The 21,539-nt window shown below is 63.7% G+C and carries 23 protein-coding genes and 1 pseudogene; 14 read left to right on the top strand and 10 right to left on the bottom strand.

Annotation, left to right across the window (positions count from 1 at the left end):
* Positions 1-132: 132 nt before the first annotated feature.
* From A9D60_RS05910 to dgt, 3 genes are all read left to right on the top strand, one after another.
* On the top strand, positions 133-900 hold the full coding sequence (locus tag A9D60_RS05910; protein ID WP_065266735.1) for a sulfite exporter TauE/SafE family protein: 768 nt from the start codon (positions 133-135) through the stop codon (positions 898-900).
* A gap of 20 nt (positions 901-920) precedes the next feature.
* Entirely contained in the window at positions 921-1,817 is an 897-nt protein-coding gene (locus A9D60_RS05905) for a cation diffusion facilitator family transporter (protein ID WP_065266734.1), read from the top strand.
* Between the two features lie 63 nt (positions 1,818-1,880).
* Complete coding sequence (gene dgt, locus A9D60_RS05900) at positions 1,881-3,242, top strand: dGTP triphosphohydrolase (RefSeq protein ID WP_175392899.1); 1,362 nt, start codon at positions 1,881-1,883, stop codon at positions 3,240-3,242.
* On the opposite strand, the gene A9D60_RS27200 is transcribed toward dgt, so the two are convergent.
* The 3 genes from A9D60_RS27200 to A9D60_RS05885 all read right to left on the bottom strand — a co-directional run bounded on the left by A9D60_RS27200 (position 3,233) and on the right by A9D60_RS05885 (position 5,690).
* Positions 3,233-3,580 carry a methyl-accepting chemotaxis protein gene (locus A9D60_RS27200; RefSeq protein WP_065266733.1) on the bottom strand — a complete coding sequence of 116 codons (348 nt, stop codon included), beginning with the start codon at positions 3,578-3,580 and terminating at the stop codon, positions 3,233-3,235. The two genes, dgt and A9D60_RS27200, sit on opposite strands and share 10 nt — an antisense overlap.
* A gap of 42 nt (positions 3,581-3,622) precedes the next feature.
* Complete coding sequence (locus tag A9D60_RS05890) at positions 3,623-3,916, bottom strand: PAS domain-containing protein (protein WP_065266732.1); 294 nt, start codon at positions 3,914-3,916, stop codon at positions 3,623-3,625.
* Positions 3,917-4,091: 175 nt separating this feature from the next.
* Entirely contained in the window at positions 4,092-5,690 is a 1,599-nt protein-coding gene (locus A9D60_RS05885; protein ID WP_065266731.1) for a phosphoenolpyruvate carboxykinase, read from the bottom strand.
* Positions 5,691-6,031: 341 nt separating this feature from the next.
* Between A9D60_RS05885 and A9D60_RS05880 the strand changes: the two genes are divergently transcribed.
* The 7 genes from A9D60_RS05880 to A9D60_RS05850 are packed head-to-tail and all read left to right on the top strand — an operon-like array spanning position 6,032 to position 11,434.
* Positions 6,032-6,736, top strand: coding sequence for a response regulator transcription factor (locus tag A9D60_RS05880; RefSeq protein WP_039186681.1), 705 nt, complete (start codon positions 6,032-6,034; stop codon positions 6,734-6,736).
* Between the two features lie 50 nt (positions 6,737-6,786).
* On the top strand, positions 6,787-8,493 hold the full coding sequence (locus A9D60_RS05875) for a sensor histidine kinase (RefSeq protein ID WP_065266730.1): 1,707 nt from the start codon (positions 6,787-6,789) through the stop codon (positions 8,491-8,493).
* A gap of 14 nt (positions 8,494-8,507) precedes the next feature.
* Positions 8,508-8,945, top strand: coding sequence for an HPr kinase/phosphorylase (locus A9D60_RS05870; protein ID WP_065266729.1), 438 nt, complete (start codon positions 8,508-8,510; stop codon positions 8,943-8,945).
* The gene (gene rapZ, locus A9D60_RS05865; protein WP_065266728.1) at positions 8,938-9,816 is read left to right on the top strand and encodes an RNase adapter RapZ; all 879 of its coding nucleotides are present in this window, start codon (positions 8,938-8,940) and stop codon (positions 9,814-9,816) included. The genes A9D60_RS05870 and rapZ overlap by 8 nt, the downstream gene beginning before the upstream one ends.
* 9 nt (positions 9,817-9,825) lie before the next feature.
* Positions 9,826-10,233, top strand: a complete 408-nt coding sequence (locus tag A9D60_RS05860) for a PTS sugar transporter subunit IIA (RefSeq protein ID WP_065266727.1) — start codon at positions 9,826-9,828, stop codon at positions 10,231-10,233.
* Entirely contained in the window at positions 10,234-10,503 is a 270-nt protein-coding gene (locus tag A9D60_RS05855) for an HPr family phosphocarrier protein (RefSeq protein WP_019296580.1), read from the top strand.
* Positions 10,504-10,537: 34 nt separating this feature from the next.
* On the top strand, positions 10,538-11,434 hold the full coding sequence (locus tag A9D60_RS05850) for a lysophospholipid acyltransferase family protein (RefSeq protein ID WP_065266726.1): 897 nt from the start codon (positions 10,538-10,540) through the stop codon (positions 11,432-11,434).
* Positions 11,435-11,504: 70 nt separating this feature from the next.
* On the opposite strand, the gene A9D60_RS05845 is transcribed toward A9D60_RS05850, so the two are convergent.
* Positions 11,505-12,380 (bottom strand): 3-hydroxybutyryl-CoA dehydrogenase, encoded by an 876-nt coding sequence (locus tag A9D60_RS05845; protein ID WP_065266725.1) that lies wholly within the window; start codon positions 12,378-12,380, stop codon positions 11,505-11,507.
* Positions 12,381-12,534: 154 nt separating this feature from the next.
* On the opposite strand from A9D60_RS05845, the gene A9D60_RS05840 reads away from it, so the two are divergent.
* Positions 12,535-13,356, top strand: coding sequence for a DUF6473 family protein (locus tag A9D60_RS05840; RefSeq protein ID WP_065266724.1), 822 nt, complete (start codon positions 12,535-12,537; stop codon positions 13,354-13,356).
* 96 nt (positions 13,357-13,452) lie between these two features.
* Here A9D60_RS05840 and A9D60_RS05835 read toward each other — a convergent pair whose 3' ends face one another.
* The 6 genes from A9D60_RS05835 to A9D60_RS05810 all read right to left on the bottom strand — a co-directional run bounded on the left by A9D60_RS05835 (position 13,453) and on the right by A9D60_RS05810 (position 17,853).
* Positions 13,453-14,382 carry an electron transfer flavoprotein subunit alpha/FixB family protein gene (locus tag A9D60_RS05835; RefSeq protein ID WP_065266723.1) on the bottom strand — a complete coding sequence of 310 codons (930 nt, stop codon included), beginning with the start codon at positions 14,380-14,382 and terminating at the stop codon, positions 13,453-13,455.
* Entirely contained in the window at positions 14,382-15,140 is a 759-nt protein-coding gene (locus tag A9D60_RS05830; RefSeq protein ID WP_039186665.1) for an electron transfer flavoprotein subunit beta/FixA family protein, read from the bottom strand. The genes A9D60_RS05835 and A9D60_RS05830 overlap by 1 nt, the downstream gene beginning before the upstream one ends.
* 296 nt (positions 15,141-15,436) lie before the next feature.
* Complete coding sequence (locus A9D60_RS05825; protein ID WP_039186663.1) at positions 15,437-16,009, bottom strand: cob(I)yrinic acid a,c-diamide adenosyltransferase; 573 nt, start codon at positions 16,007-16,009, stop codon at positions 15,437-15,439.
* A gap of 6 nt (positions 16,010-16,015) precedes the next feature.
* Positions 16,016-16,219 (bottom strand): twin transmembrane helix small protein, encoded by a 204-nt coding sequence (locus tag A9D60_RS05820; protein ID WP_019296573.1) that lies wholly within the window; start codon positions 16,217-16,219, stop codon positions 16,016-16,018.
* A 65-nt stretch (positions 16,220-16,284) separates the two neighbouring features.
* The gene (locus A9D60_RS05815) at positions 16,285-17,118 is read right to left on the bottom strand and encodes an SDR family NAD(P)-dependent oxidoreductase (protein WP_065266722.1); all 834 of its coding nucleotides are present in this window, start codon (positions 17,116-17,118) and stop codon (positions 16,285-16,287) included.
* A 36-nt stretch (positions 17,119-17,154) separates the two neighbouring features.
* Complete coding sequence (locus A9D60_RS05810; protein WP_065266721.1) at positions 17,155-17,853, bottom strand: SH3 domain-containing protein; 699 nt, start codon at positions 17,851-17,853, stop codon at positions 17,155-17,157.
* Positions 17,854-18,087: 234 nt separating this feature from the next.
* Between A9D60_RS05810 and A9D60_RS05805 the strand changes: the two genes are divergently transcribed.
* The 3 genes and pseudogenes from A9D60_RS05805 to A9D60_RS05795 form a co-directional block, all read left to right on the top strand.
* The gene (locus tag A9D60_RS05805; RefSeq protein WP_065266720.1) at positions 18,088-20,436 is read left to right on the top strand and encodes a DNA topoisomerase IV subunit A; all 2,349 of its coding nucleotides are present in this window, start codon (positions 18,088-18,090) and stop codon (positions 20,434-20,436) included.
* A gap of 128 nt (positions 20,437-20,564) precedes the next feature.
* The gene (locus A9D60_RS05800; RefSeq protein ID WP_065266719.1) at positions 20,565-21,164 is read left to right on the top strand and encodes a hypothetical protein; all 600 of its coding nucleotides are present in this window, start codon (positions 20,565-20,567) and stop codon (positions 21,162-21,164) included.
* 125 nt (positions 21,165-21,289) lie between these two features.
* A pseudogene (locus A9D60_RS05795) lies at positions 21,290-21,538 on the top strand (GTP-binding protein); the annotation flags it as partial.
* Position 21,539: the final 1 nt, after the last annotated feature.

Raw genomic sequence — 21,539 nt, 5'->3', positions numbered from 1 at the left:
CTTCGGTCGCCCGGTGGTAAATCATTTCGCAGGTGCAGCGCAACAAAAATACTCATGGGTGCGTCATTTGGATCAAATCTTGCGTGTTGATTTTGCCCGTGCAGCACGCTGCGGATGTGATAGAGCGGAGGGATGACCGCATTGTTTTCGCTTCTTTCCCCGGCTGAACTGGCAGCGGCCTTTGGCATCGCGCTGCTGGCGGGCACGGTCAAAGGCCTGGTGGGCTTTGCCATGCCAATGATCTTCATCTCCGGCCTCAGCATGTTCCTGGCGCCGGACCTGGCGCTGGCCGGGCTGATCCTGCCCACACTGGTGACAAACGGCATGCAGGCGCTGCGGCAGGGGCCTGCGGCGGCTCTGGCCTCGATCCGGAAATTCCGCGTGTTCCTGCTGATCGGCCTTATCTGCCTGCTGCTCAGCGCCCAGTCCGTGCGGCTGCTGCCGCAGCAGGCGCTGCTCTTGGTCATTGGCCTGCCGGTCACAGTCTTTGCCTGCATCCAGCTGATGGGCAAGACATTCACCATAGCCAATCCTTCCCGCCGCAGCGAGGCGATGGTGGGGGGCATTGCTGGTCTGATTGGTGGTGTTTCCGGTGTCTGGGGCCCGCCAACCGTAGCCTATCTGACGGCCCTGAACACTGAGAAGACAGAGCAGATCCGGGTGCAAGGGGTGATCTACGGTCTTGGTGCGGTGGCGCTTCTGGTAGCCCACATCGGGTCCGGCGTGATCCGGGTCGAGACTGCGCCCTTTTCGCTGGCGCTGATAGTGCCGGCAGTGGCGGGCATGTGGATTGGCGGCCAGTTGCATGACCGGATCGACCAGGTGCTGTTCCGCCGTGCGACGCTGGTGGTGCTGCTGATCGCAGGCCTGAACCTGCTGCGCCGCGGCTTGCTGATGTAGCGCGGGGGCAGGGGGGCGTCATGCATCAACGGCTCAACGCGGAACAACTGGCAACCGGCTCTATCCTGGTCGCTCTGGCGGTTATGGCGCTGAAGGTGGCTGCCTGGCGGATGACCGGCTCCGTTGCGCTCCTTTCGGACGCGCTGGAATCGCTTGTGAACATCGGCGGCGCAATAATGGCATGGTTCGCGGTGCGTTATGCACAGCGGCCGCCGGATGCGGGTCACCCCTACGGCCACCACAAGGCCGAATATTTCTCGGCGGTGATCGAGGGCATCCTGATCGTCATCGCCGCCTTGGTGATCCTGCACGAAGCCATAAGCGCGCTGACCCGTGCTAGCGATCCCGCCTGGGGGATTGCCGGTATGGTGGTGAACGCGCTGGCGATGCTGGTGAACCTTGCCTGGGCGCGGGTGCTGCTGCGCGCGGGCACACGGCTCAAGTCCCCGGCGCTGTCGGCTGGCGGGCGCCACCTGATGAGCGACGTCTGGACCTCTGCGGGTGTTCTGGCCGGGCTGGTTCTGGCACTTGCCACCAGCTGGGCGGTGCTCGACCCGCTTCTGGCTTTGCTGGTCGGCGTCAACATCCTGCGCGAAGGCTGGCTGGTGATCGCCGCGTCCGTGAACGGCCTGATGGACACCGCTGCCCCGGTGGAAGAGCGCGCCCGGATTGAGGAGATCATTCACACCTCGGCCGCCGGAGCTATGCAGGTCCACGGTCTCAAAACCCGCCGCGCCGGCCGCGCGCTGTTTGTCGAGTTCCACATGGTGGTTGACGGCGCCATGACCGTGCGCGCCGCCCATGACATCTGCGACCGGGTTGAGGCCGCCCTGCGCACCGCGATCCCGGACGTGCAGCCTGTGATTCACGTGGAGCCCGAGCACAAGCTGGAGCCCGCCGGGATCGCGCCGCGCTGAAGCGTTTGCATTTCCCTGCGGCCTCCCGTTTAACCGCTCTCAAACAGGCAAAGGAGCAGGCACATGGCGATGGAGTGGAACAGGCTGCTGAACCCGGGACGGCTGTGCCGACCGGAGTTCCCCGAAGCCCCGGGGCGCGAGGCTTATCTGCAGGATTATGACCGCATCCTGTTCTCCGAGCCGTTCCGGCGGCTGGCGCAGAAAACCCAGGTGCACCCGCTCTACAGCCATGATCATGTGCATCACCGGATGATCCACAGCATGGAGACCTGCAGCGTCGGCCGTTCGCTGGGCTCCAGTGTCGGCCAGGCTTTGCTGAAAGACGGGCGCATCACCCCGGATCAGGTCTTGCGCATTGCCGGCCATGTGCAATCCGCGTGCCTGCTGCATGACATTGGCAATCCACCTTTCGGCCATTCCGGAGAGGACAGCATCGGCGGCTGGTTCGCTGCGCAGTTCAAGGCAGGCGCAGGCTTGGCCGCACAGGTGCCCCCGGACAGGCAGGCGGAATTCGCGCATTTCGAGGGCAACGCCCAAGGCTTGCGCATCGCCGGGCGGCTGGAAATGGCCCGGCGCGAGGGCGGCATGCGGCTCAGCTACGCGACGCTGGGCGCCTTCCTGAAATACCCCTGCACCCGGCAGGTGCGCGATGCCGTTTGCGGCGACGGCCCGGCGCCCTACGCGGGCCTCAAGAAATTCGGCGTCTTTGCCGCTGACACCGCGCTGCTCGATGAAATCTGCACCGCCACCGGCATGATCCGCGAGGACGCAGGCTGGTACCGCCGTCATCCGCTCGCCTTCCTGGTCGAGGCCGCGGACGACATCTGCTACCGCATCATGGATATCGAGGACGCAGGCGCGGTGGGCGATCTGGACCGCGCCGACGTTGCCGCAGTGCTGGAGGACATCACCGGCAAACCCAACCGCGAGGAAGACGCCGCCATGCCGCTGGGCGAGCGTGTCGCCCTGTTGCGTGCCCTGTCCATCGGGGCCGCCACCAGCGCTGCGGTGCAGGCATTCCTCGACAATTACGACGCCATCATGAGCGGCGAGTTCGACGGCGACCTGATCGGCGCTTCTTCCAAGGCGGCCGCCTTTGCCGAATTGCAGCGCCTGTCGGTGGAACGCATCTTTGCCGCCCGCCGCAAGACAGAGCTGGAGGTCGCGGGCCGCCAGGTGCTGCACCGCATCCTCGGCCACTTCCACGGGCTTTACACCGATCTGGCCGCTTGCGGCTGGGATCAGGCGGTTCTGGCCAAGGAGCATTCTCACTGGGCCCAGCTGATCCGCGCCGTGGACCTGGATTTGCGCGGGGTGGAGGATGCCTATACGGCAATGCATTCATTGGCCGATTTCGTCTCCGGCATGACCGACCGCTACGCAGTCAAGGTCCGGGACATGGTTTCCGGGAGCCTTCAGGCCTGATCCCCTTCCTCCGGGCGTATGATCTTTTCCCGGGCCGCGCTGTCGCGGCCCGCCATCTGATCCGTGATCCGGTTTGCCCAGGCGTTGTTCTCGTCCGCCAGTGCTTTGATTTCACGTGCCAGAAAGGCAAACCCCTGGCCGGCTTTGCCTGCCCGCGCTGCCTCGATCCCTGCGTTTATCGCCAGGATCGAAAGCTTCTGCACTGACCGCAGGATGTTCTCCGCCAGTTTCAGGATTTCGGCGTTGTCTGCTTCGGTCTTCTGCAGGGTGACTTCCAGTTCCTTGCGCAGGCTGACTTCGGCCGAGGCGTCCACCACCAGTCCTTCCAGAAATACCATCTCGCCACTGTCGTCGTAGACTGCGTTGCCACGCTCGCGGACCTATGCGGCTGAGCCGTCAGGCCGCTGCAGCCGGTAGGCAACGTCCCAGTTCTCTCCGGCTTCGATGGCTGCGTCCACGTCGGCAAAGACACGGTCAATGTCATCGGCATGGGTCAAGCCGACATATGACACTTTCGAGTTTCCAAGTATGTCCGATTTCGGGCATCCGCACAGCTTCTCGACCTGCCCGGCCATGAACTGCATCGTGAAATTCTCGTCATTGGCACAGCGGTAGACGAAGGCGCTGCCGGAACTGAAAATGCTGTTGAAGACTGTCAAAGCCTCGTTGCCCATTCTGGCCCCTCCCTGGGTGTGGCGCAAATCTGGATTAAACAGCCGCAAAGCTGTGATTGCGGAAGATTTGCGGGGGAAAGGGTTAAGAAAAAGTTTCTGTGAAATTTTATTTCCCCAAATGAAAAACCCCGGCGGAAAGCCGGGGTTTTCTTTACTCAGAGGAATTTGCGAAGTGTCAGCCGATGGCTGCGGCCTTCACGTCCTCGTCGATGAACGGCAGGTACTGCTCGAAGTTGTCGGAGAACATCTGCACCAGCTTCGCCGCCTGCGCGTCATAGGCCGACTTGTCGTCCCAGGTGCGGCGCGGATCCAGCAGCAGTTCCGGCACGCCCGGCACGTTGACCGGCACGTCAAAGCCGAAGTTCGCGTCCTTGCGGAATTCCGCATCCGCCAGCGAGCCATCCAGTGCCGCGGTCAGCAGCGCGCGGGTGGCCTTGATCGGCATCCGCGAGCCGGTGCCATAGGCGCCGCCGGTCCAGCCGGTGTTGACCAGCCAGCAGGTGGCGCCGTGCTGGGCGATCTTCTCGCGCAGCAGGTTGCCGTAAACCTCCGGGCGGCGCGGCATGAACGGCGCGCCAAAGCAGGTGGAGAAGGTCGGCTCCGGCTCGGTCACACCGCGCTCGGTGCCAGCAACCTTGGAGGTGAAGCCGGACAGGAAGTGGTACATCGCCTGCGCCGGGGTCAGCCGTGCGATCGGAGGCAGCACGCCGAAGGCATCGCAGGTCAGCATGATGATGTTCTTCGGGTGGCCGCCGCGGGCGCTGGCCGATGCATTGGAGATGTAATGCAGCGGGTAGGCGCAACGCATGTTGGCGGTCAGGCTGTCGTCGTTGAAATCCAGCTCCTTGGTCTCCGGGTCGAACACCATGTTCTCGATCACGGTGCCAAACTTGGAGGTGGTGGCGTAGATTTCCGGTTCTGCCTCGGCATTCAGGTTGATGGTCTTGGCATAGCACCCGCCTTCGAAGTTGAAGGTGCCGTTGTCAGCCCAACCGTGTTCGTCATCACCGATCAGGACGCGGTCCGGGTCGGCGGACAGGGTGGTCTTGCCGGTGCCCGAAAGGCCAAAGAACACAGCGGTGTCGACCGGGTTGCCCTTGGCGTGGTTGGCGGAGCAGTGCATCGGCATGATGCCTTTTTCCGGCAGCAGGTAGTTCAGCAGGGTGAACACCGATTTCTTGTTTTCGCCTGCGTATTCGGTGCCGCCGATCAGGATCATCTTCTTGTCGAAGTTCATCGCGATGATGGTCTCGGAGCGGCAGTCGTGCTTCTTGGGGTCGGCCTGGAAGCTGGGGCAGTTGATGACGGTGAAGTCGGCGGTGAAATCATCCAGGTCTTCACGGTCGGGACGGCGCAGCATGGTGCGGATGAACAGGTTGTGCCAGGCCAGTTCAGTCACCATGCGGACGTTGATCGCGTGCGCCGGGTCGGCACCGCCCACCAGGTCCTGAACGTAGTAGTCCTTGCCCTTCATGTGCTCCAGCATGTCGGCATAGAGCGCGTCAAAGCCTTCCGCGCTCATCGCGGCGTTGTTGTCCCACCAGATGGTGTCGCGGACGCTGTCGGTTTTCACGACATGTTTATCCTTGGGCGAACGTCCGGTGAATTTGCCGGTGGTGACCAGGAAGGCGCCGCCATTGCCCAGCGTGCCTTCGCCGCGCTTCAGCGCGGCTTCGATCAGCGCCGGCTCCATGAAGTTGTAATAGACATTGCCCAGACCCTCGATGCCCTGATCCTCGAGGCGGAATTGCGGGTTAACCCGTCCAGATGTCATGCGTTTTTTCTCCTGTGGCGGCGCGGGCGGCACGCAGGCTGCGCGGCTGCGCCAGTGGGGCAATAGAAACGGCATCGCTGCCGGTGGCGCGGTCTTAACATGGCGTTTTGGGCGGTGAACAGGCCGGTTTCAACCAGTTAGCGCCATCAAGGCGATGTTTAGCGCAACCATTGTTCTGCACCGCGGCAAGTGCCCTCTTGTTCAGCGAACGCTAAGGTATTTTTGCCCCAATTGTGTCCAAAGATCGTCCCGATTCTTCAAATGGGATTGATTCGGCGCACCAGAACGGCGATGAACATGGTAAAAACAAAACATAACAGAGCAGATTAGGGGCAATTCCGATGTCGAAGATTGCTTTGGTTGACGATGACAGGAACATCCTGACATCCGTTTCCATGACGCTTGAGGCTGAGGGCTTTGAGGTCGAAACATATAATGACGGGCAGGCCGCACTGGACGCCTTCAACAAAAAACTGCCGGACATGGCGGTGCTGGACATCAAGATGCCGCGCATGGATGGCATGGACCTGTTGCAGCGGCTGCGCCAGAAATCGCAGATGCCTGTGATCTTTCTCACCTCCAAGGATGATGAGATCGACGAGGTGCTTGGCCTGCGCATGGGCGCCGACGATTACGTCAAGAAACCGTTTTCGCAGCGTCTGCTGGTGGAACGCATCCGGGCGCTGCTGCGCCGCCAGGAGGCGATCAGCAGCGACGCCGAGGGCACCGCTTCGCCGGAGGCCAAGGTGATGGAGCGCGGCAACCTGCGGATGGACCCGCTGCGCCATGCGGTCAGCTGGAAGGGCAAGGATGTGTCGCTGACGGTGACCGAATTCCTGTTGCTGCAGGCACTGGCCCAACGGCCCGGCTTCGTCAAAAGCCGCGACCAGCTGATGGATGTCGCCTATGATGATCAGGTCTATGTGGATGACCGGACCATCGACAGCCACATCAAGCGCCTGCGCAAGAAGATGCGCAGCGCGGATTCGGATTTCGCGGCGATCGAAACCCTCTATGGTATCGGTTACCGGTACAACGAAGAATAAGCGGCCTATTTAAGCGGGGCCTAGTGCCCCCGGCCAGGGGAGTGGCGCGGATGCGCGATACCAGTGTTATGCAACGCCAGCAGGATGGCGATGTGGTCTTGGGCGAGGACTGGGTCACCCCGGACCAGTCGGTCACGCGGGAGATGCAGGTCAAGCGCGCCCGCCGGGGGTTCCTGCCGCTCAAGGGTTCGCCGCTGACCCGCAGGATCATCACCTTCAACCTGATCGCGCTGACCATCATGGTTGCGGGTATCCTGTACCTGAACTCCACGCGCCACAGCCTGGTACAGCAGCGTGCGGGCGCCCTGGTGTCCGAGGCGATGCTGGCCGCCGACGTTTTCGAGGCAGAGATGCCTGCCGCCGGCGCCGTCAGCTTTGCCGCTGGTGACGGCATCCAGGCCGAAGACACGCTGTCCCGCCTCAGCCTGCGCGGCGGGGTCGAGGCCTTTGTCTTCGACACCACCGGCAATCTGATTTCCAGCATCAAGGGCGTGGACCGCAGCGACGCGCTGAACGTTCTGAATGACAGCGGCGAGCGCCGCACCCTGATCAGCGATGCGCTGTCCAGGCTCTGGGGGCTGGCCGGCGGGGCTGAGCAGCAGGCGGCGGTTTCGGGCCCGGCGCTGGAGGACCGTCTCGGCGGGCTGGTGGACCGGGCGATGAACGGCGGCACTGGCGTTGAAACCGTGGTGGACACCAGCGGCAGCCGGGTGATCTCCGCCGCCACGCCGATCATGCACAACGGCACCGCCGTGGGGGTGATCGCGCTGGCCTCGCCCACCGGCGAGGTGGACGCGCTGGTGCGCAGCGAGCAGGAACGGGTGCTGCAAATGTTCATCGTGGCGCTCCTGGTCTCTGTCGGCCTCAGCCTGGTGCTGGCCTCGACCATCGCGAACCCGCTGGCCGACCTGGCAGAGGCTGCTGAACTGGGCCGCGACCGCGGCAGCCGCAAATCCAATCCGGGCCGGATCCGTATCCCGGACCTGTCCGCCCGCCCTGATGAGATCGGCCGCCTCAGCCGGGCCCTGCGCGGCATGGTCAAGGCGCTCTATTCCCGCATCGACAGCAACGAGCAGTTCGCCGCGGATGTGGCGCATGAGATCAAGAACCCGCTCGCCAGCCTGCAATCCGCGGTTGGCACCCTGCGCATGGTCAAACGCGACGACCAGCGGCAAAAGCTGCTGGAGGTGATCGAACACGACGTGCGCCGCCTTGACCGGCTGGTCAGCGACATCTCCAACGCTTCGCGTCTGGATGCCGAACTGGTCAAGGAGGAAGAGGAAGAGTTCGACCTCCTGACCATGCTCGGCAACCTCAATCAGTACCTGGGCGAGGACGCCCGCGCCAAGGGCATCGACTACATCACCGATCTGCCCGCCCAGCCGGTGCTGCTGCAGGGTCTGGAGGCGCGTCTGGCGCAGGTCTTTGTCAACCTGATCACCAACGCGATCTCCTTCTGCGAGGAAGGCGACGCCATCCGCGTCTGGGCGCGCCGCCGCGCCAACCGGGTGCTGATTGTGGTCGAGGACACCGGCCCCGGCATCCCCGACCAGGCGCTTTCCAAGATCTTCAAACGCTTCTACTCGCAGCGCCCGGTTGAGCATTTCGGCAATAACTCCGGCCTTGGCCTGGCGATCTCCAAACAGATCGTTGAGGCGCACGGTGGCGTAATCTGGGCTGAAAACATCCGCCCGACCGAGGCTGATGTCACTTCTGAGCCGCTTGGCGCGCGATTTGTGGTAGGCTTGCCTGTCTGAAGCCGGTTTAGCCCATGTCTGAAACACAAAGCCTCATCCTGCATGCCTCCTGCGTCGCGCTGGAGGGGCGGGGGCTTTTGATCACCGGCACCTCCGGCCAGGGCAAATCCGCGCTGGCGCTGCAGCTGATGGCCTTTGGCGCCCAGCTGGTCGCCGACGACCGGGTGCTGGTGCAGCTTCTGGACGGGGAACTTGTCGCCAGCGCGCCGGAGCCGATCCGCGGGCTGATCGAGGCCCGCTACATGGGGCTCCTGCAGGCGCAGATCCGCAGCCCGGTGCCGGTGACGGCGCTGGTGGATCTCGACGAGTCCGAAACCGAACGCCTGCCGGTGCGCCATACCACCCGGCTTCTGGGGCAGGAGGTGGCGCGCGTGAAACGGGTGGATGGCGCCCATTTCGCCCCGGCGCTGATGCAATACCTCAGATGCGGGGCGCTGGACCCGGATGCCTGAACAGAACCAACAGGCGGTCCCGGCGGTACTGGTCACCGGCCCCTCCGGCGCCGGACGCACCACGGCGATCAACGTGCTGGAGGATCTCGGGTTTGAGGCGATCGACAACCTGCCGCTGCGGCTGCTGCCGGGCCTGTTCGACGCCGCCGCCGCACCGCGCCCTATGGCCCTTGGGCTGGACAGCCGCAACCGGGACTTCTCGCCGCGCGCGCTGCTGGACGTGATCGACATGCTGTCGGGCCGCCGCGAGCTGGAGCTGACCGTGCTCTATCTCGATGCGCAGCCGGACGTGCTCCTGCGCCGCTACTCTGAAACCCGCCGCCGCCATCCGCTGGCACCGGCGGAGTCCCCGGGCGAGGGGGTGCGCCGCGAATTGGACCTGATGGCGCCGATCCGCGACCGGGCTGACATCCTGCTTGAGACCTCGGACATGAACGTCCACCAGCTGAAGGCCGAAATCGAGCGCTGGTTTGCCCCGGGCGGCCGCACCTTGGCGCTGTCGGTGCAAAGCTTCTCCTACAAGCGCGGCATGCCGCATGGCATCGACATGGTGTTCGACTGCCGCTTCCTGGCCAATCCCTACTGGGATCCCGGCCTGCGGGCGCTGAACGGCCAGGACCTGGCGGTGCAGGATTATGTCCGCGCCGACACCCGGTTCCAGCCGTTCTTTGACCGGGTGCTGGACCTCACCCGGCTGCTGCTGCCGGCCTACCGGGACGAGGGCAAATCGCATTTCTCCATCGCCTTCGGCTGCACCGGCGGCCAGCACCGGTCGGTCACAATGGCCGAAACCCTGGCCAAGGCCCTTGCAGAGGACGGCCTGCAAGTGTCAATTAGACACCGCGAGCTGCAAGGCCAGCTAAAGAAGTGAGAGGCCGGGTTGATCGGGATTGTGATCGTAGCGCATGGCGGACTGGCAAGGGAATACCTTGCCGCGGTGGAACACGTTGTGGGTCCGCAGCCCAGCCTGATGGCCATCGCCATCGGCCCGGAGGATGACCGCGCCGCCAAGCAGGACGAGATCTGCGCGGCGGCCAACAAGGTGGACAGCGGCGGCGGCGTTGTGGTGGTGACCGACCTCTTCGGCGGCTCGCCCTCCAACCTCAGCCTCAAGGCCTGCGCGCCCGCGGACCGCCGGATTCTTTACGGCGCCAACCTTCCGATGCTGATCAAACTGGCAAAATCCCGCCACCTTCCGGTTGCCGAAGCGGTACGGCAGGCGATGGAGGCCGGGCGTAAATACATAAACGCCCAGAACGTAAACCCTGACGGGGAGCAGGCACATTAAATGGCTCTGAAGACGCTGAAAATCATCAATGAAAAAGGGCTGCACGCCCGCGCCTCCGCCAAACTGGTGGAGGTGGTCGAAGCGTTCGACGCCACGGCAGAGGTGCTGAAGGACGGAATGTCGGCTTCCGGCGACAGTATTATGGGCCTTTTGATGTTGGCAGCCTCGAAAGGAACGACTATTGACGTCGAGACTTCGGGGCCCGATGCTGACGCGCTTGCGCATGCGCTGGAGGCTCTGGTGGCCGACAAGTTCGGCGAGGGCTACTAGGCCCCGCGCTGGCGGCGGAACGGGAAGAAGCAAATTGGCGGACACCGCACAAGACAGGAAGACCGGCATCGCGCCGGACACCGCTGAGCAGACAACGGGCGAGGTTTATGACCGCCGCACGCTGACCTATGCCAACTCCTTTGACGACCGCTGGACCTCGCTGGCGATCAAGACCATCGAATGGCTGACCGGCAAGCTGACGATCCTGCGCATGGTCAACAAGTTCGAGAAGAACAACGCCGAATACCGCGGTCAGAAGTTCTGGCGCGGCGCGCTCAACACCATGGGCATCGACCTGCAGACCCCGCAGGCGCAGATCGACAACATTCCGGCAGACGGCCCGGTGGTGATCGTCGCCAACCACCCGCACGGGATGGTGGACGGCATGATCTTTGCCGACCTGATCGGCCGCCGCCGCCTCGATTACCGCATCCTGACCCGCTCGGTGCTGACTGGATTGGATGAAGCCGCAACCTCCTTCATGATCCCGGTGCCCTTCCCGCACGATCCCGAAGCGCAGCGCAAGATGGTCGACATGCGGGCCAAGACCATGGCCTTCCTCAAGGAGGGCGGCGCCGTGGCCCTGTTCCCTTCTGGCGTGGTGATGTCGTCCGACAGCTGGTTCGGCCCCGCGGTTGAGCGCGAATGGAACGTCTTTACCGCCCAGCTGATCCGCCGCTCCGGTGCCCGGGTAGTACCGATCTTTTACCCCGGCTCGAACTCGCGCTGGTACCAGATCGCCTGCCAGATCTCCCCGATCCTGCGCCAGGGCCTGCTGCTGCATGAAATCGTCCGCTCTTGCAACAAGCCGCAGGCGCCGGTGGTCGGCAAGCCGCTCACCGATGAGCAGATGGAACAGCTGCACACCGATCCGCGCGGTTTTATGGCCTGGCTGCGCGAGCATACGCTGAGCCTTGGCAAACAGGGCTAAGGCCGCCTGACCACGCTGCTGGAAACGAAAAAGCGCCCCGCGGGGCGCTTTCTTGTTCCGTGCTTCCTGCTTACCGGGTCGGCACCGGCACTTCGCCGCGGTAGTCATAGAAGCCGCGCTGGGTCTTGCGGCCCAGCCAGCCGGCCTCGACGTATTTGGTCAGCAGCGGGCAGGGGCGGTACTTGGTGTCCGCCAGTCCGTCGTGCAGCACGTTCATGATCGCCAGGCAGGTGTCCAGCCCGATGAAATCCGCCAGCTCCAGCGGCCCCATCGGATGGTTGGCGCCCAGCTTCATCGACTCGTCGATCGACTTCACAGATCCCACGCCCTCATAGAGCGTATAGACCGCCTCGTTGATCATCGGCATCAGGATGCGGTTGACGATAAAGGCCGGGAAATCCTCTGCGCTGGCAGAGGTCTTGCCCAGCCGCGCCACCACGTCCTGGCACGCCTTGAAGGTCGGCTCGTCGGTGGCGATGCCGCGGATCAGCTCCACCAGCTGCATCACCGGCACCGGGTTCATGAAATGAAACCCCATGAACCGCTCGGGGCGGTCGGTGCGGCTGGCCAGCCGGGTGATCGAGATCGAGGAGGTATTGGAGGTCAGGATCGTATGCGGCTGCAGATGCGGCTGCAGGTCTTCGAAAATGGCCTGTTTCACGGTTTCCCGCTCGGTCGCCGCCTCGATCACCAGGTCGGTTGCGCCCACGTCTTCCAGTTTCAGCGAGGGCACGATGCGCGCAAGCGCCGCCTTCACGTCGGCTTCGGAAATCTTGCCCTTGCTGGCCTGGCGCTCCATGTTCTTGTGAATCAGGCTCAGCGCGCCGTCCAGCGCCTGCTGGCTGACGTCATTCAGCACGACCTCGTATCCGGCCAGCGCCATGACATGGGCAATCCCGTTGCCCATCTGACCCGCGCCGATCACTCCAACCTTCTGAATTTCCATGCCTCAGGCTCCTGAAATAGCTGCGGCAACCATACTGGCGGGGTGCGGGCAGGCACAAGGGCAGCTTACCCGGATTTGAGGCAAATTCTCACTTTAGGGAAATTGCAATGGTTGCCCGCCAAGGTGAGTCTCGGGTGAAAAATTGGTGGTACTTATGAGCTATGAACTCAAAAGCCCAGGGGGGCTTGCGGGGGAACCAGTCAGATATGGTCAATCCAGACTGCTGGTGCGGGGGCCGCAAAGGTCTCTGGAGGATCCTTATGTCGCCTTCCTGGGCGGAACCGAAGTCTATGGGCGATTCGTTGAATTTCCGTTTGTGGCGTCGCTGCAGGCCCGGCTGGGCATGGATTGCGTCAACCTGGGCAGCGTGAATGCGGGCCTGGACAGTTTTGCGCAGGATGACACTCTGATCGGGGTGGCCCGCAACGCCCGGTTGACCGTGGTGCAGATGCTGGGCGCGCAGAACATTTCCAATCCCTATTATCGCGTGCATCCGCGCCGCAACGACCGGTTCCTGGCAGCCCAGCCCGCGCTCAAGACTCTGTATCCCGAGATCGACTTCACCGAATTCCATTTCAACAAGCACCTGCTGTGCTCCCTGCGCGATATCTCCGCCCAGCGGTTTGAGCAGGTGCGCGAACAGCTGCAGCGCAGCTGGGTCGACCGGATGACCCGGCTGGTGGAGGAACTGGACGGCCGCGTCCTGCTGTTGTGGCTGCGCTATGCGCTCGACGCCGAAGCAGGCTTCCCGGAGGAACCAGTGCTGGTCGACCGCGCCATGGCTGAGGTGCTGCGCCCCAAGGTGCAGGGCATCCTGGAAATCAAGGCCGCCTCCGCCGCCGCAGCGCAGGACATCTCCGGCATGATATTCGGCCCGATGGAACTGCCGGCCGCGCGGCACATGATCGGCCCCAAGGAGCATATGAAAATCGCAGAAGCCCTGGCCTGCGACCTGGAACCGCTGCTGCGCGCCTGAGAGGCTAAGGTCCCAGCCCAGTCAGTCACCACCCTCAGAACGGAAAAAGGCCCGCCAGATGGCGGGCCTTTCTATTGGTCAGCTGTCCGGCTGGGCTCAGCCCAGTTTCTCGGTCAGGGCCGGGACGGCTTCGAACAGGTCGGCAACCAGGCCAAAGTCGGCAACCTGGAAGATCGGTGCTTCTTCGTCCTTGTTGATCGCCACGATGACCTTGGAGTCCTTCATGCCGGCCAGGTGCTGAATGGCGCCGGAGATGCCGACAGCGACATACAGGTCCGGTGCTACAACCTTGCCGGTCTGACCCACCTGCCAGTCGTTCGGGGCATAGCCCGAGTCGACAGCCGCGCGGGACGCGCCAACAGCGGCGCCCAGTTTGTCGGCCAGGCCTTCGATCAGTTTGAAGTCTTCCTCAGAGCCAACGCCGCGGCCGCCGGAGACAACGATGCCGGCCGAAGTGAGTTCCGGACGGTCGCTTGCGGCAACCTTGTCTTCGACCCACTCGGACAGGCCCGGGTTTGCAGCAGCCGAGATGGTCTCAACCGATGCCGAGCCGCCTTCGCCAGCTGCGTCGAAGGACGCGGTGCGGAAGGAGACGACTTTCTTGGCGTCGTTGGACTTCACGGTCTGGATCGCGTTGCCGGCATAGATCGGGCGCTCGAAGGTGTTGCCGTCGACAACGCCGGACACGTCCGAGATCACCATCACGTCCAGCAGCGCAGCAACGCGCGGCAGAACGTTCTTGGCGTCGGTGGTGGCCGGAGCAACGATGTGCTCATAGTCGGACGCCAGGCCTGCGATCAGCGCCGCGGTCGGCTCCGCCAGGCGGTGGCCCAGGGATGCGTCCTCGGCAACCAGAACCTTGGCAACGCCTGCGATCTTGGCAGCTTCTTCGCCAGCCGCAGCAGCAGAGGCGCCAGCGGCCAGAACGGTCACGTCGCCCAGCTTGGAGGCAGCGGCAACGGCTTTTGCGGTCGCGTCCAGCGCCAGCGCGCCGTCGGTCACTTCAGCAAGGAGAAGAACAGCCATTACACAGCCCCCGCTTCTTTGAGTTTCTCAACCAGCTCGTCAACCGAACCGACGATGATGCCTGCGGCGCGTGCCGGCGGCTCTTCGGTCTTGACGATTTCCAGGCGCGGCGTGACGTCTACGCCGTAGTCGGCGGCGGTTTTCTCGTCCAGCGGCTTCTTCTTCGCCTTCATGATGTTCGGCAGCGACGCATAGCGCGGCTCGTTCAGGCGCAGGTCCACGGTGATGATGGCGGGCATCTTCACGGAAATGGTCTGCAGGCCGCCGTCAACCTCACGGGTCACCTTGGCGTTGCCGCCTTCGATGTCCAGTTCAGAGGCAAAGGTGCCCTGGGACCAGCCCAGCAGCGCCGACAGCATCTGGCCGGTTGCGTTCATGTCGTTGTCGATCGCCTGCTTGCCGCAGAGCACCACGCCCGGCTGCTCTTCCTCGACCACTTTGGCCAGGATTTTCGCAACGGCCAGCGGCTCGATGTCGGTGTGCACGTCGTCGGCAGCAACCACCAGGATGGCGCGGTCCGCACCCATCGCCAGGGCGGTGCGCAGGGTTTCCTGAGCCTGCTTGACGCCGATCGAAACCGCAACCACCTCATCAGCCTTGCCGGCTTCTTTCAGGCGGATGGCTTCTTCGACAGCGATTTCGTCGAAGGGGTTCATCGACATTTTCACGTTGGCGAGATCGACACCGCTGCCGTCCGCTTTGACGCGGACCTTCACGTTGTAGTCAATCACGCGTTTGACAGGCACGAGTACCTTCATTTTGCGTTCTCTCCTTAACAAACGGCAAGCCGCCCCAGGGCGACTCCCCCTCTATGCTCTCGCAGCGTTGATACCGGCTGGTGTGCGCCTGCAACAGGGCAAAATCGTCACGTTAGCGCACGCCGACGTCGCGTTTGCTCATTTGGAACATCATTTTTGCAAGAATGTTTCCGGTGGGAAATCCGCCTGCCGCAACGGCAGGGGGCTGTTGCCGCAGATGACGCGTTTGGCGCCGGATTCGCAAAAATCCGGCGCCAAAGGGCGAATCAGAGCGGGATAAACCGGGGCAGGCGGCCTCAGCGGTTGGCGCCGGGCACCCACAGAACGTCGTCCTTGCCGCCGTTGTTGGCGGTGCGGGCAGCGACAAAGAACCAGTCGGAAAGGCGGTTCAGGTATTTAACTGCCGCCGGGTTCACGTCCTCGGCGGTGCTGAGGTCGGTGGCCAGCCGTTCGGCCCGCCGCGCCACGGTGCGGCAGACATGCAGATGCGCCGCCAGCTTGGATCCGCCCGGCAGGATGAAACTGCGCAGCGCCTCCAGATCCTTGTTCATGACGTCGATCTCGGCCTCCAGACGCTCGACCTGGGCCACGGCAACCCGCAGCGGCGGGTATTCGGCCTCGGCGTCCTTCTCCATCTCGGGCCGGCACAGGTCGGCACCCAGGTCGAACAGGTCATTCTGGATGCGCGCCAGTGCCGCATCCATCTCGCCGTCGGCTTCCAGCCGCGCAACGCCGACAAAAGAGTTCAGTTCATCCGAGGTGCCATAGGCATTGACCCGCGCGGAATGCTTGGCCACCCGCTCGCCGTTCCCCAGCGCGGTTTCGCCCTTGTCGCCGGTGCGGGTGTAAATCTTGTTCAGAACGACCATCGCCGATTATCCTCCCTGGCTGCGCAGATAGACGTAGGCCAGCAGGATCACCACTGCAATGAATTGAAACAGGATGCGCAGCCGCATCATCTTGTTTGCATTGCGGCGGTTGAACTCCCCGCCCTTGCCAAAGCCGCCGATGCCAATGACCAGCGCCACAACCACGGCGGCAACAGCTGCCAGTCCCAGATAATACAGCGGATCGCTCATCCTGTCCCCCAAAGCGCATCAATTCGTTGGGTTCCATCTACCCTGTGCAGGTGCAGATGGCGACCCTATCCGAGCTTCACAAGGATGCGGTCAATTGCCCGGGTCGGCAGGATGCGCCGCAGGAACCCCGCGATATGGGTGGGGGTGGTCACGTAATAGCGCGGATGCGGCCGCCGCGATTCGCAGGCATGCGCCAGCTTGGCAGTGACGGCAGAGGCTGGCAGCTCAAACCGGTCCGGACCGTTGCTGCCTTCATACAGCCGCTTCAGCAGCCGCGATTCATACAGGTCGCGCAGCGGCGAGGCTTTCCAGTCGATGAAGCGCTCGAAATGCGGGATCGACTTCTCGCGGATCTTCGACGTGACCGGCCCCGGCTCGATCAGCACCATGTGGATGCCGGTGCCTTTCAGCTCCACCCGCAGCGTATCCGTCAGCCCCTCCAGCGCATATTTCGTGGCCACATAGGCGCCGCGCCAGGGGAAGGTCACAAATCCCAGGATTGAGGAGTTCTGCACAATCCGCCCGTGGCCCTGCCTGCGCATCACCGGAATCACCTGCCGGGTCAGCTCATGCCAGCCAAAGAAGTTGGCCTCGAAGATGGAGCGCAGGCCCTCGGTCGGCAAATCCTCCACTGCACCGGGCAGCCCGTGCGCGCCGTTGTTGAACAGCGCATCCAGGGTGCCGCCAGTGGCCTCCAGGACCTCTGCCAGGCCAGCGGTGATGCTTTCGGGGTCGGTGTAGTCAATCCGCGGGCTCTCGAAACCTTCCGCCCGCATCCGGTCGCAGTCGCGCTGCTGCCGGCAGGAGGCAAACACCCGCCAGCCGCGCTCCCGCATGCCGCGGGCCGCATCCAGGCCGATCCCGGAGGAGCAGCCTGTGATCAGAATCGTTTTCTTCAAGAGATTGCCCTTCTGCCCGGAGTTCTCCGGGACCAGTTATGGGCGTTCCTTGCTCACCAGGGAAGCGGCAATCCAGCCGACCTTGCCCTTGCCGGGCGCGCGCAGGTGCAGCCAGCCGGTGCCGCTGTCCTCGAACACGATCACTTCGTCACCGCCCAGCAGGCGGGTGATCACCGGATAATTGGTGCCCGGTCCCTGCCGCATGTTCACGCGGGAGGCCCTGATCTGGCGGATGTCCTGTTCCGGCGCAGGCTGCGGCTCTGTCAGGGCTGCGCCCGCCGGTTCCGGCGAATCGTTTTGCACATCAGTCCCGGCAGAGGCCGGCTGAAGTGTGGCAAGACCGCCTTCAAGCGATGCCAGCTGCAAAGGCGCACCCTCGTCTGCCACCGCCGGAAAAACACTGGTGCTGTCGCCGATGGCCAGCCGGGCCTGGGTGATCTGCCGCAGCGCCACCCGCGACCGCAGTTGCGGATCGGCGGCAGGGCGCACAGGCCGTTCCGCCTCCTGCGTGCTGGCGGCCGGGCGGAAAGTCACGTTGCGGATCAGGGACTTGGCATCCTCACTGGCGCGGCTGCTGCGGCTGGTTCGGCGGGTCTCATCCGGCGCGGCAAAGGCTGCCTTGGCGATCTCCAGCGCGTCAGAGCGTTCCTTGCGCGGCTCGAAATCCGCACCTCCGCTGAGTTCGTAGAACCCCCAGCCCAGAAAAGCGAAAGAAACTAAAACAAAACGCGACATAACCCAGTCCCCCCTAGTACCACCACACACGGCGGCTGCACGAAATAGCATTGGTTTGAAATGGAAACGCACGGCGCAGCTGCCTGGTTCCCTTTTATCTAGGGCAAGTTAACGGCGGGGAAACAGGGGAGAGTCCGCTATCTTCTCCCCCCGAACCGTTGGCGCGCTGCTGCACTGTGCGAATTTCGCGCACGCCCGCTTTACCAATTCCGGCGGCGGCAGTATCACAATTTCATGACCGACCTGGTAGAAGATCCCGACATGCCGTCTGCCCCTGAACAGGGTGAAATCCTGGAACCGCTGCGCCGCGCCATTGGCGAGCGCTATCTGACCTATGCGCTCAGCACCATCATGCACCGGGCGCTGCCCGACGCGCGTGACGGGCTGAAACCGGTGCACCGGCGCATTCTCTATGCGATGAACCGCCTGCGCCTCAGCTCCACCGGCGGGTTCCTGAAGTCCGCCAAGATTTCCGGCGACACCATGGGCGACTTCCACCCCCACGGCGACGCCGCGATCTATGACGCGATGGCGCGCCTGGCGCAGGACTTCAACGTCCGCTACCCGCTGGTCGACGGCCAGGGCAACTTCGGCAACATCGACGGCGACAACCCGGCGGCCTCCCGCTACACCGAGGCGCGGATGACCTTCGTGGCCGAGGCGATGCTGGAAGGCCTCAACGAGGATTCGGTCGATTTCCGCGACAACTACGACGGCCGCCTCACTGAGCCGGCCGTGCTGCCCGCGACCTTCCCGAATATCCTGGCCAACGGCGCCGCCGGCATCGCGGTCGGCATGGCGACCAACATCCCGCCGCACAACATTGCCGAGCTGATCGATGCCTGCCTGCATCTGATCCGCACGCCGGATGCGCGCGACGACACCCTGCTTAATTATGTGCCCGGCCCCGATTTCCCGACCGGCGGCATCATCGTCGAACCCAAGGAAAACATCGCCAAGGCCTACAGCACCGGCCGCGGCTCCTTCCGCCTGCGCTGCAAGCACGAGGTCGAGGACCTGGGCCGCGGCCAGTGGCAGATCGTCGTCACCGAGATTCCCTATCAGGTCCAGAAGTCCAAGCTGATCGAGAAGATCGCCGAGCTGATCCAGACCAAAAAGGTGCCGATCCTCGCCGATGTGCGAGACGAATCGGCGGACGACATCCGCATCATCCTGGAACCCAAGTCCAAGAACGTGGACCCCGAGGTTCTGATGAACATGATGTTCCGCAACTCGGACCTGGAAATCCGCTTCAGCCTGAACATGAACGTGCTGATCGACGGTGTGACCCCCAAGGTCTGCTCGATGAAGGAGGTGCTGCGCGCCTTCCTCGACCACCGCCGTGACGTGCTGCAGCGCCGCTCGCGCCACCGGATGGAAAAGATCGACCACCGGCTGGAGGTGCTCGAAGGCTTCATCATCGCCTTTCTGAACCTCGACCGGGTGATCGACATCATCCGCTATGACGAGGACCCGAAGGCCGCCCTGATCCGCGAGGACTGGAGCAAGGACCACCCCCGCGCCTTCACCGAGGCCGAGTATGTCACTCCGGCGCCCGGTACAGGCGAACTGACAGAGGTGCAGGCCGAGGCCATCCTCAACATGCGCCTGCGGTCTTTGCGCAAGCTGGAAGAAATCGAACTGGTCCGCGAACGCGACGCCCTGCGCGAAGAGCGCGCCGGGCTGGTCAAACTGCTGGCCTCCGAAGACCTGCAATGGTCCCGCATCTCCGAGCAGCTGAAGGAAACCAAGAAGCAGTTCGGCAAGGACTATGCGGGCGGTGCCCGCCGCACCCTGTTTGCCGAGGCTGGCGAAGTGGAAGACGTGCCGCTGGAAGCGATGATCGACCGCGAGCCGATCACCGTGGTCTGCTCCCAGATGGGCTGGATCCGCGCGATGACCGGCCACATCGACCTGAACCGCGAGCTGAAGTTCAAGGACGGCGACGGCCCGCGCTTCATCTTCCACGCGGAAACCACCGACCGCCTTCTGGTGTTCGGCTCCAACGGCCGTTTCTACACGCTGTCGGCGGCCAACCTCCCCGGCGGCCGCGGCATGGGCGAACCGCTGCGCCTGATGGTCGATCTGCCGAACGAGGCAGAGATCGTCGATCTGATGATCCACAACCCTGAAGGCCGCCTTCTGGTCGCCTCCGATGCGGGCAACGGCTTCATCTGCGCCGAAAAGGAAATCGTCGCCCAGACCCGCAGCGGCAAGCAGGTGCTGAACGTCAAGGACGACGACCGCGCCAAGATCTGCATCCCGGTGGAGGGCGACCACGTCGCCATCGTCTCCGAGAACGGCAAGTTCCTGGTGTTCGCGGTCGAGGAAATGCCCGAGCTCACCCGCGGCAAAGGCGTGCGGCTGCAGAAATACAACATGGCCCGCGGCAAGCAGGGTTCGCTGGAACTGGACGGCGGCCTTTCCGACATCACCACCTTCAATTGGGATGACGGCCTGCGCTGGGAAATGGGCGGCGGCAAGACCCGCCACGAGGCCGACCTCACCCAGTGGCTCGGCAAGCGCGCCGGAGTCGGCAAGCGCCCGCCGCACGGTTTCCCGCGCAACTACAAGTTCAAGTAAGGCAGCAGAAACCTGCCGCCTGCCTGTGCCCCCCGCGCCACCCGCGCGGGGGTTGCTGTTTCCGGGTCTTTACCCCGCCCGCCGCCCCCGGCTATCTGGGCGGGACCGACTTTTCTTGGGGGATTTCCATGATCCGCATTTCTGCCGCGCTGGCTGCGCTGGCCCTGCTCACCGCCTGCGGCGAAACCCAGCTGAACGAGGCGCCGGAGGATCTGGGCGCCTTCCAGGCCCGCGTGACCCACGTCTATACCGAGAAGGCGCTGCAATGGCCGCTGTCGCGCAACGCCGACCACAGCGAATGGACTGCGCCGATCGAAAACGCGCTGAACACCCGCCTGCGCCGCTACCAGGGCGCCCAGGAGTACGACGTCGCAGTGACGCTCGAAGGTTTCATGCTGGCCCCCCCCGGCGTGCCGGTGCTGTTTTCCCCCAAGAGCGCGGTGGTGGTGAACGTCTTTGTCTATGACGTGGCGCAAGAGAAATTCCTCGCCAAGAAGCACCAGATGGAAATCTTCGAAAGCACCACCGGCGAAAGCGCGGTGCTGGGCTCCGGCCATGCCCGCACCAAGCAGGAGCAGATCCAGGGCCTCGCCATCAATATCGCCGACAAGGTCGAGGAATGGATGGCCGAGCAGCATGAAGCGGAAGGCTGGTTTGCTCCGCGCGCGGCGGCGGAATCCAGCGCCGGCGCAGGCGCGGCTGCGGCAGAGACGCAACCGGCTGGCTGAGCCTTGCGAAAACCGCCCCTGTCAAGCAGGAACGGGTTGATTTTTGCCGGCAAACCAAATAATCCGCCGGCGCAGAGGAAACCGGGTCGGCAAGCGACCCCTCATTTCAAAAGGGCGCCTAAGCAATGGCTAAGGAAAAGTTTGAACGTAATAAACCGCACGTCAACATCGGCACCGTTGGCCACGTTGACCACGGCAAGACCACTCTGACCGCGGCTATCACCAAATACTTCGGTGACTTCAAAGCCTACGACCAGATCGACGGCGCACCGGAAGAAAAAGCCCGCGGCATCACCATCTCGACCGCGCACGTCGAGTATGAAACCGAAGCGCGCCACTATGCGCACGTCGACTGCCCCGGCCACGCCGACTACN

This window comes from Leisingera sp. JC1, assembly GCF_001679925.1.
In the GTDB taxonomy this organism is placed as follows: domain Bacteria; phylum Pseudomonadota; class Alphaproteobacteria; order Rhodobacterales; family Rhodobacteraceae; genus Leisingera.
The sequence above is the reverse complement of the archived record's forward strand: the minus strand, read 5'-3'. Positions and strand labels throughout refer to the sequence as shown.

What these genes read in the sequence shown, in the direction of transcription:
- A9D60_RS05910 (WP_065266735.1), top strand. Translation starts at nt 133, where the DNA reads ATGACCGCATTGTTTTCGCTTCTTTCCCCGGCTGAACTGGCAGCGGCC.
- A9D60_RS05905 (WP_065266734.1), top strand. Translation starts at nt 921, where the DNA reads ATGCATCAACGGCTCAACGCGGAACAACTGGCAACCGGCTCTATCCTG.
- dgt (WP_175392899.1), top strand. Translation starts at nt 1,881, where the DNA reads ATGGCGATGGAGTGGAACAGGCTGCTGAACCCGGGACGGCTGTGCCGA.
- A9D60_RS27200 (WP_065266733.1), bottom strand. Translation starts at nt 3,580, where the DNA reads ATGGTATTTCTGGAAGGACTGGTGGTGGACGCCTCGGCCGAAGTCAGC.
- A9D60_RS05890 (WP_065266732.1), bottom strand. Translation starts at nt 3,916, where the DNA reads ATGGGCAACGAGGCTTTGACAGTCTTCAACAGCATTTTCAGTTCCGGC.
- A9D60_RS05885 (WP_065266731.1), bottom strand. Translation starts at nt 5,690, where the DNA reads ATGACATCTGGACGGGTTAACCCGCAATTCCGCCTCGAGGATCAGGGC.
- A9D60_RS05880 (WP_039186681.1), top strand. Translation starts at nt 6,032, where the DNA reads ATGTCGAAGATTGCTTTGGTTGACGATGACAGGAACATCCTGACATCC.
- A9D60_RS05875 (WP_065266730.1), top strand. Translation starts at nt 6,787, where the DNA reads ATGCGCGATACCAGTGTTATGCAACGCCAGCAGGATGGCGATGTGGTC.
- A9D60_RS05870 (WP_065266729.1), top strand. Translation starts at nt 8,508, where the DNA reads ATGTCTGAAACACAAAGCCTCATCCTGCATGCCTCCTGCGTCGCGCTG.
- rapZ (WP_065266728.1), top strand. Translation starts at nt 8,938, where the DNA reads ATGCCTGAACAGAACCAACAGGCGGTCCCGGCGGTACTGGTCACCGGC.
- A9D60_RS05855 (WP_019296580.1), top strand. Translation starts at nt 10,234, where the DNA reads ATGGCTCTGAAGACGCTGAAAATCATCAATGAAAAAGGGCTGCACGCC.
- A9D60_RS05845 (WP_065266725.1), bottom strand. Translation starts at nt 12,380, where the DNA reads ATGGAAATTCAGAAGGTTGGAGTGATCGGCGCGGGTCAGATGGGCAAC.
- A9D60_RS05840 (WP_065266724.1), top strand. Translation starts at nt 12,535, where the DNA reads ATGAGCTATGAACTCAAAAGCCCAGGGGGGCTTGCGGGGGAACCAGTC.
- A9D60_RS05835 (WP_065266723.1), bottom strand. Translation starts at nt 14,382, where the DNA reads ATGGCTGTTCTTCTCCTTGCTGAAGTGACCGACGGCGCGCTGGCGCTG.
- A9D60_RS05830 (WP_039186665.1), bottom strand. Translation starts at nt 15,140, where the DNA reads ATGAAGGTACTCGTGCCTGTCAAACGCGTGATTGACTACAACGTGAAG.
- A9D60_RS05825 (WP_039186663.1), bottom strand. Translation starts at nt 16,009, where the DNA reads ATGGTCGTTCTGAACAAGATTTACACCCGCACCGGCGACAAGGGCGAA.
- A9D60_RS05820 (WP_019296573.1), bottom strand. Translation starts at nt 16,219, where the DNA reads ATGAGCGATCCGCTGTATTATCTGGGACTGGCAGCTGTTGCCGCCGTG.
- A9D60_RS05810 (WP_065266721.1), bottom strand. Translation starts at nt 17,853, where the DNA reads ATGTCGCGTTTTGTTTTAGTTTCTTTCGCTTTTCTGGGCTGGGGGTTC.
- A9D60_RS05805 (WP_065266720.1), top strand. Translation starts at nt 18,088, where the DNA reads ATGACCGACCTGGTAGAAGATCCCGACATGCCGTCTGCCCCTGAACAG.
- A9D60_RS05800 (WP_065266719.1), top strand. Translation starts at nt 20,565, where the DNA reads ATGATCCGCATTTCTGCCGCGCTGGCTGCGCTGGCCCTGCTCACCGCC.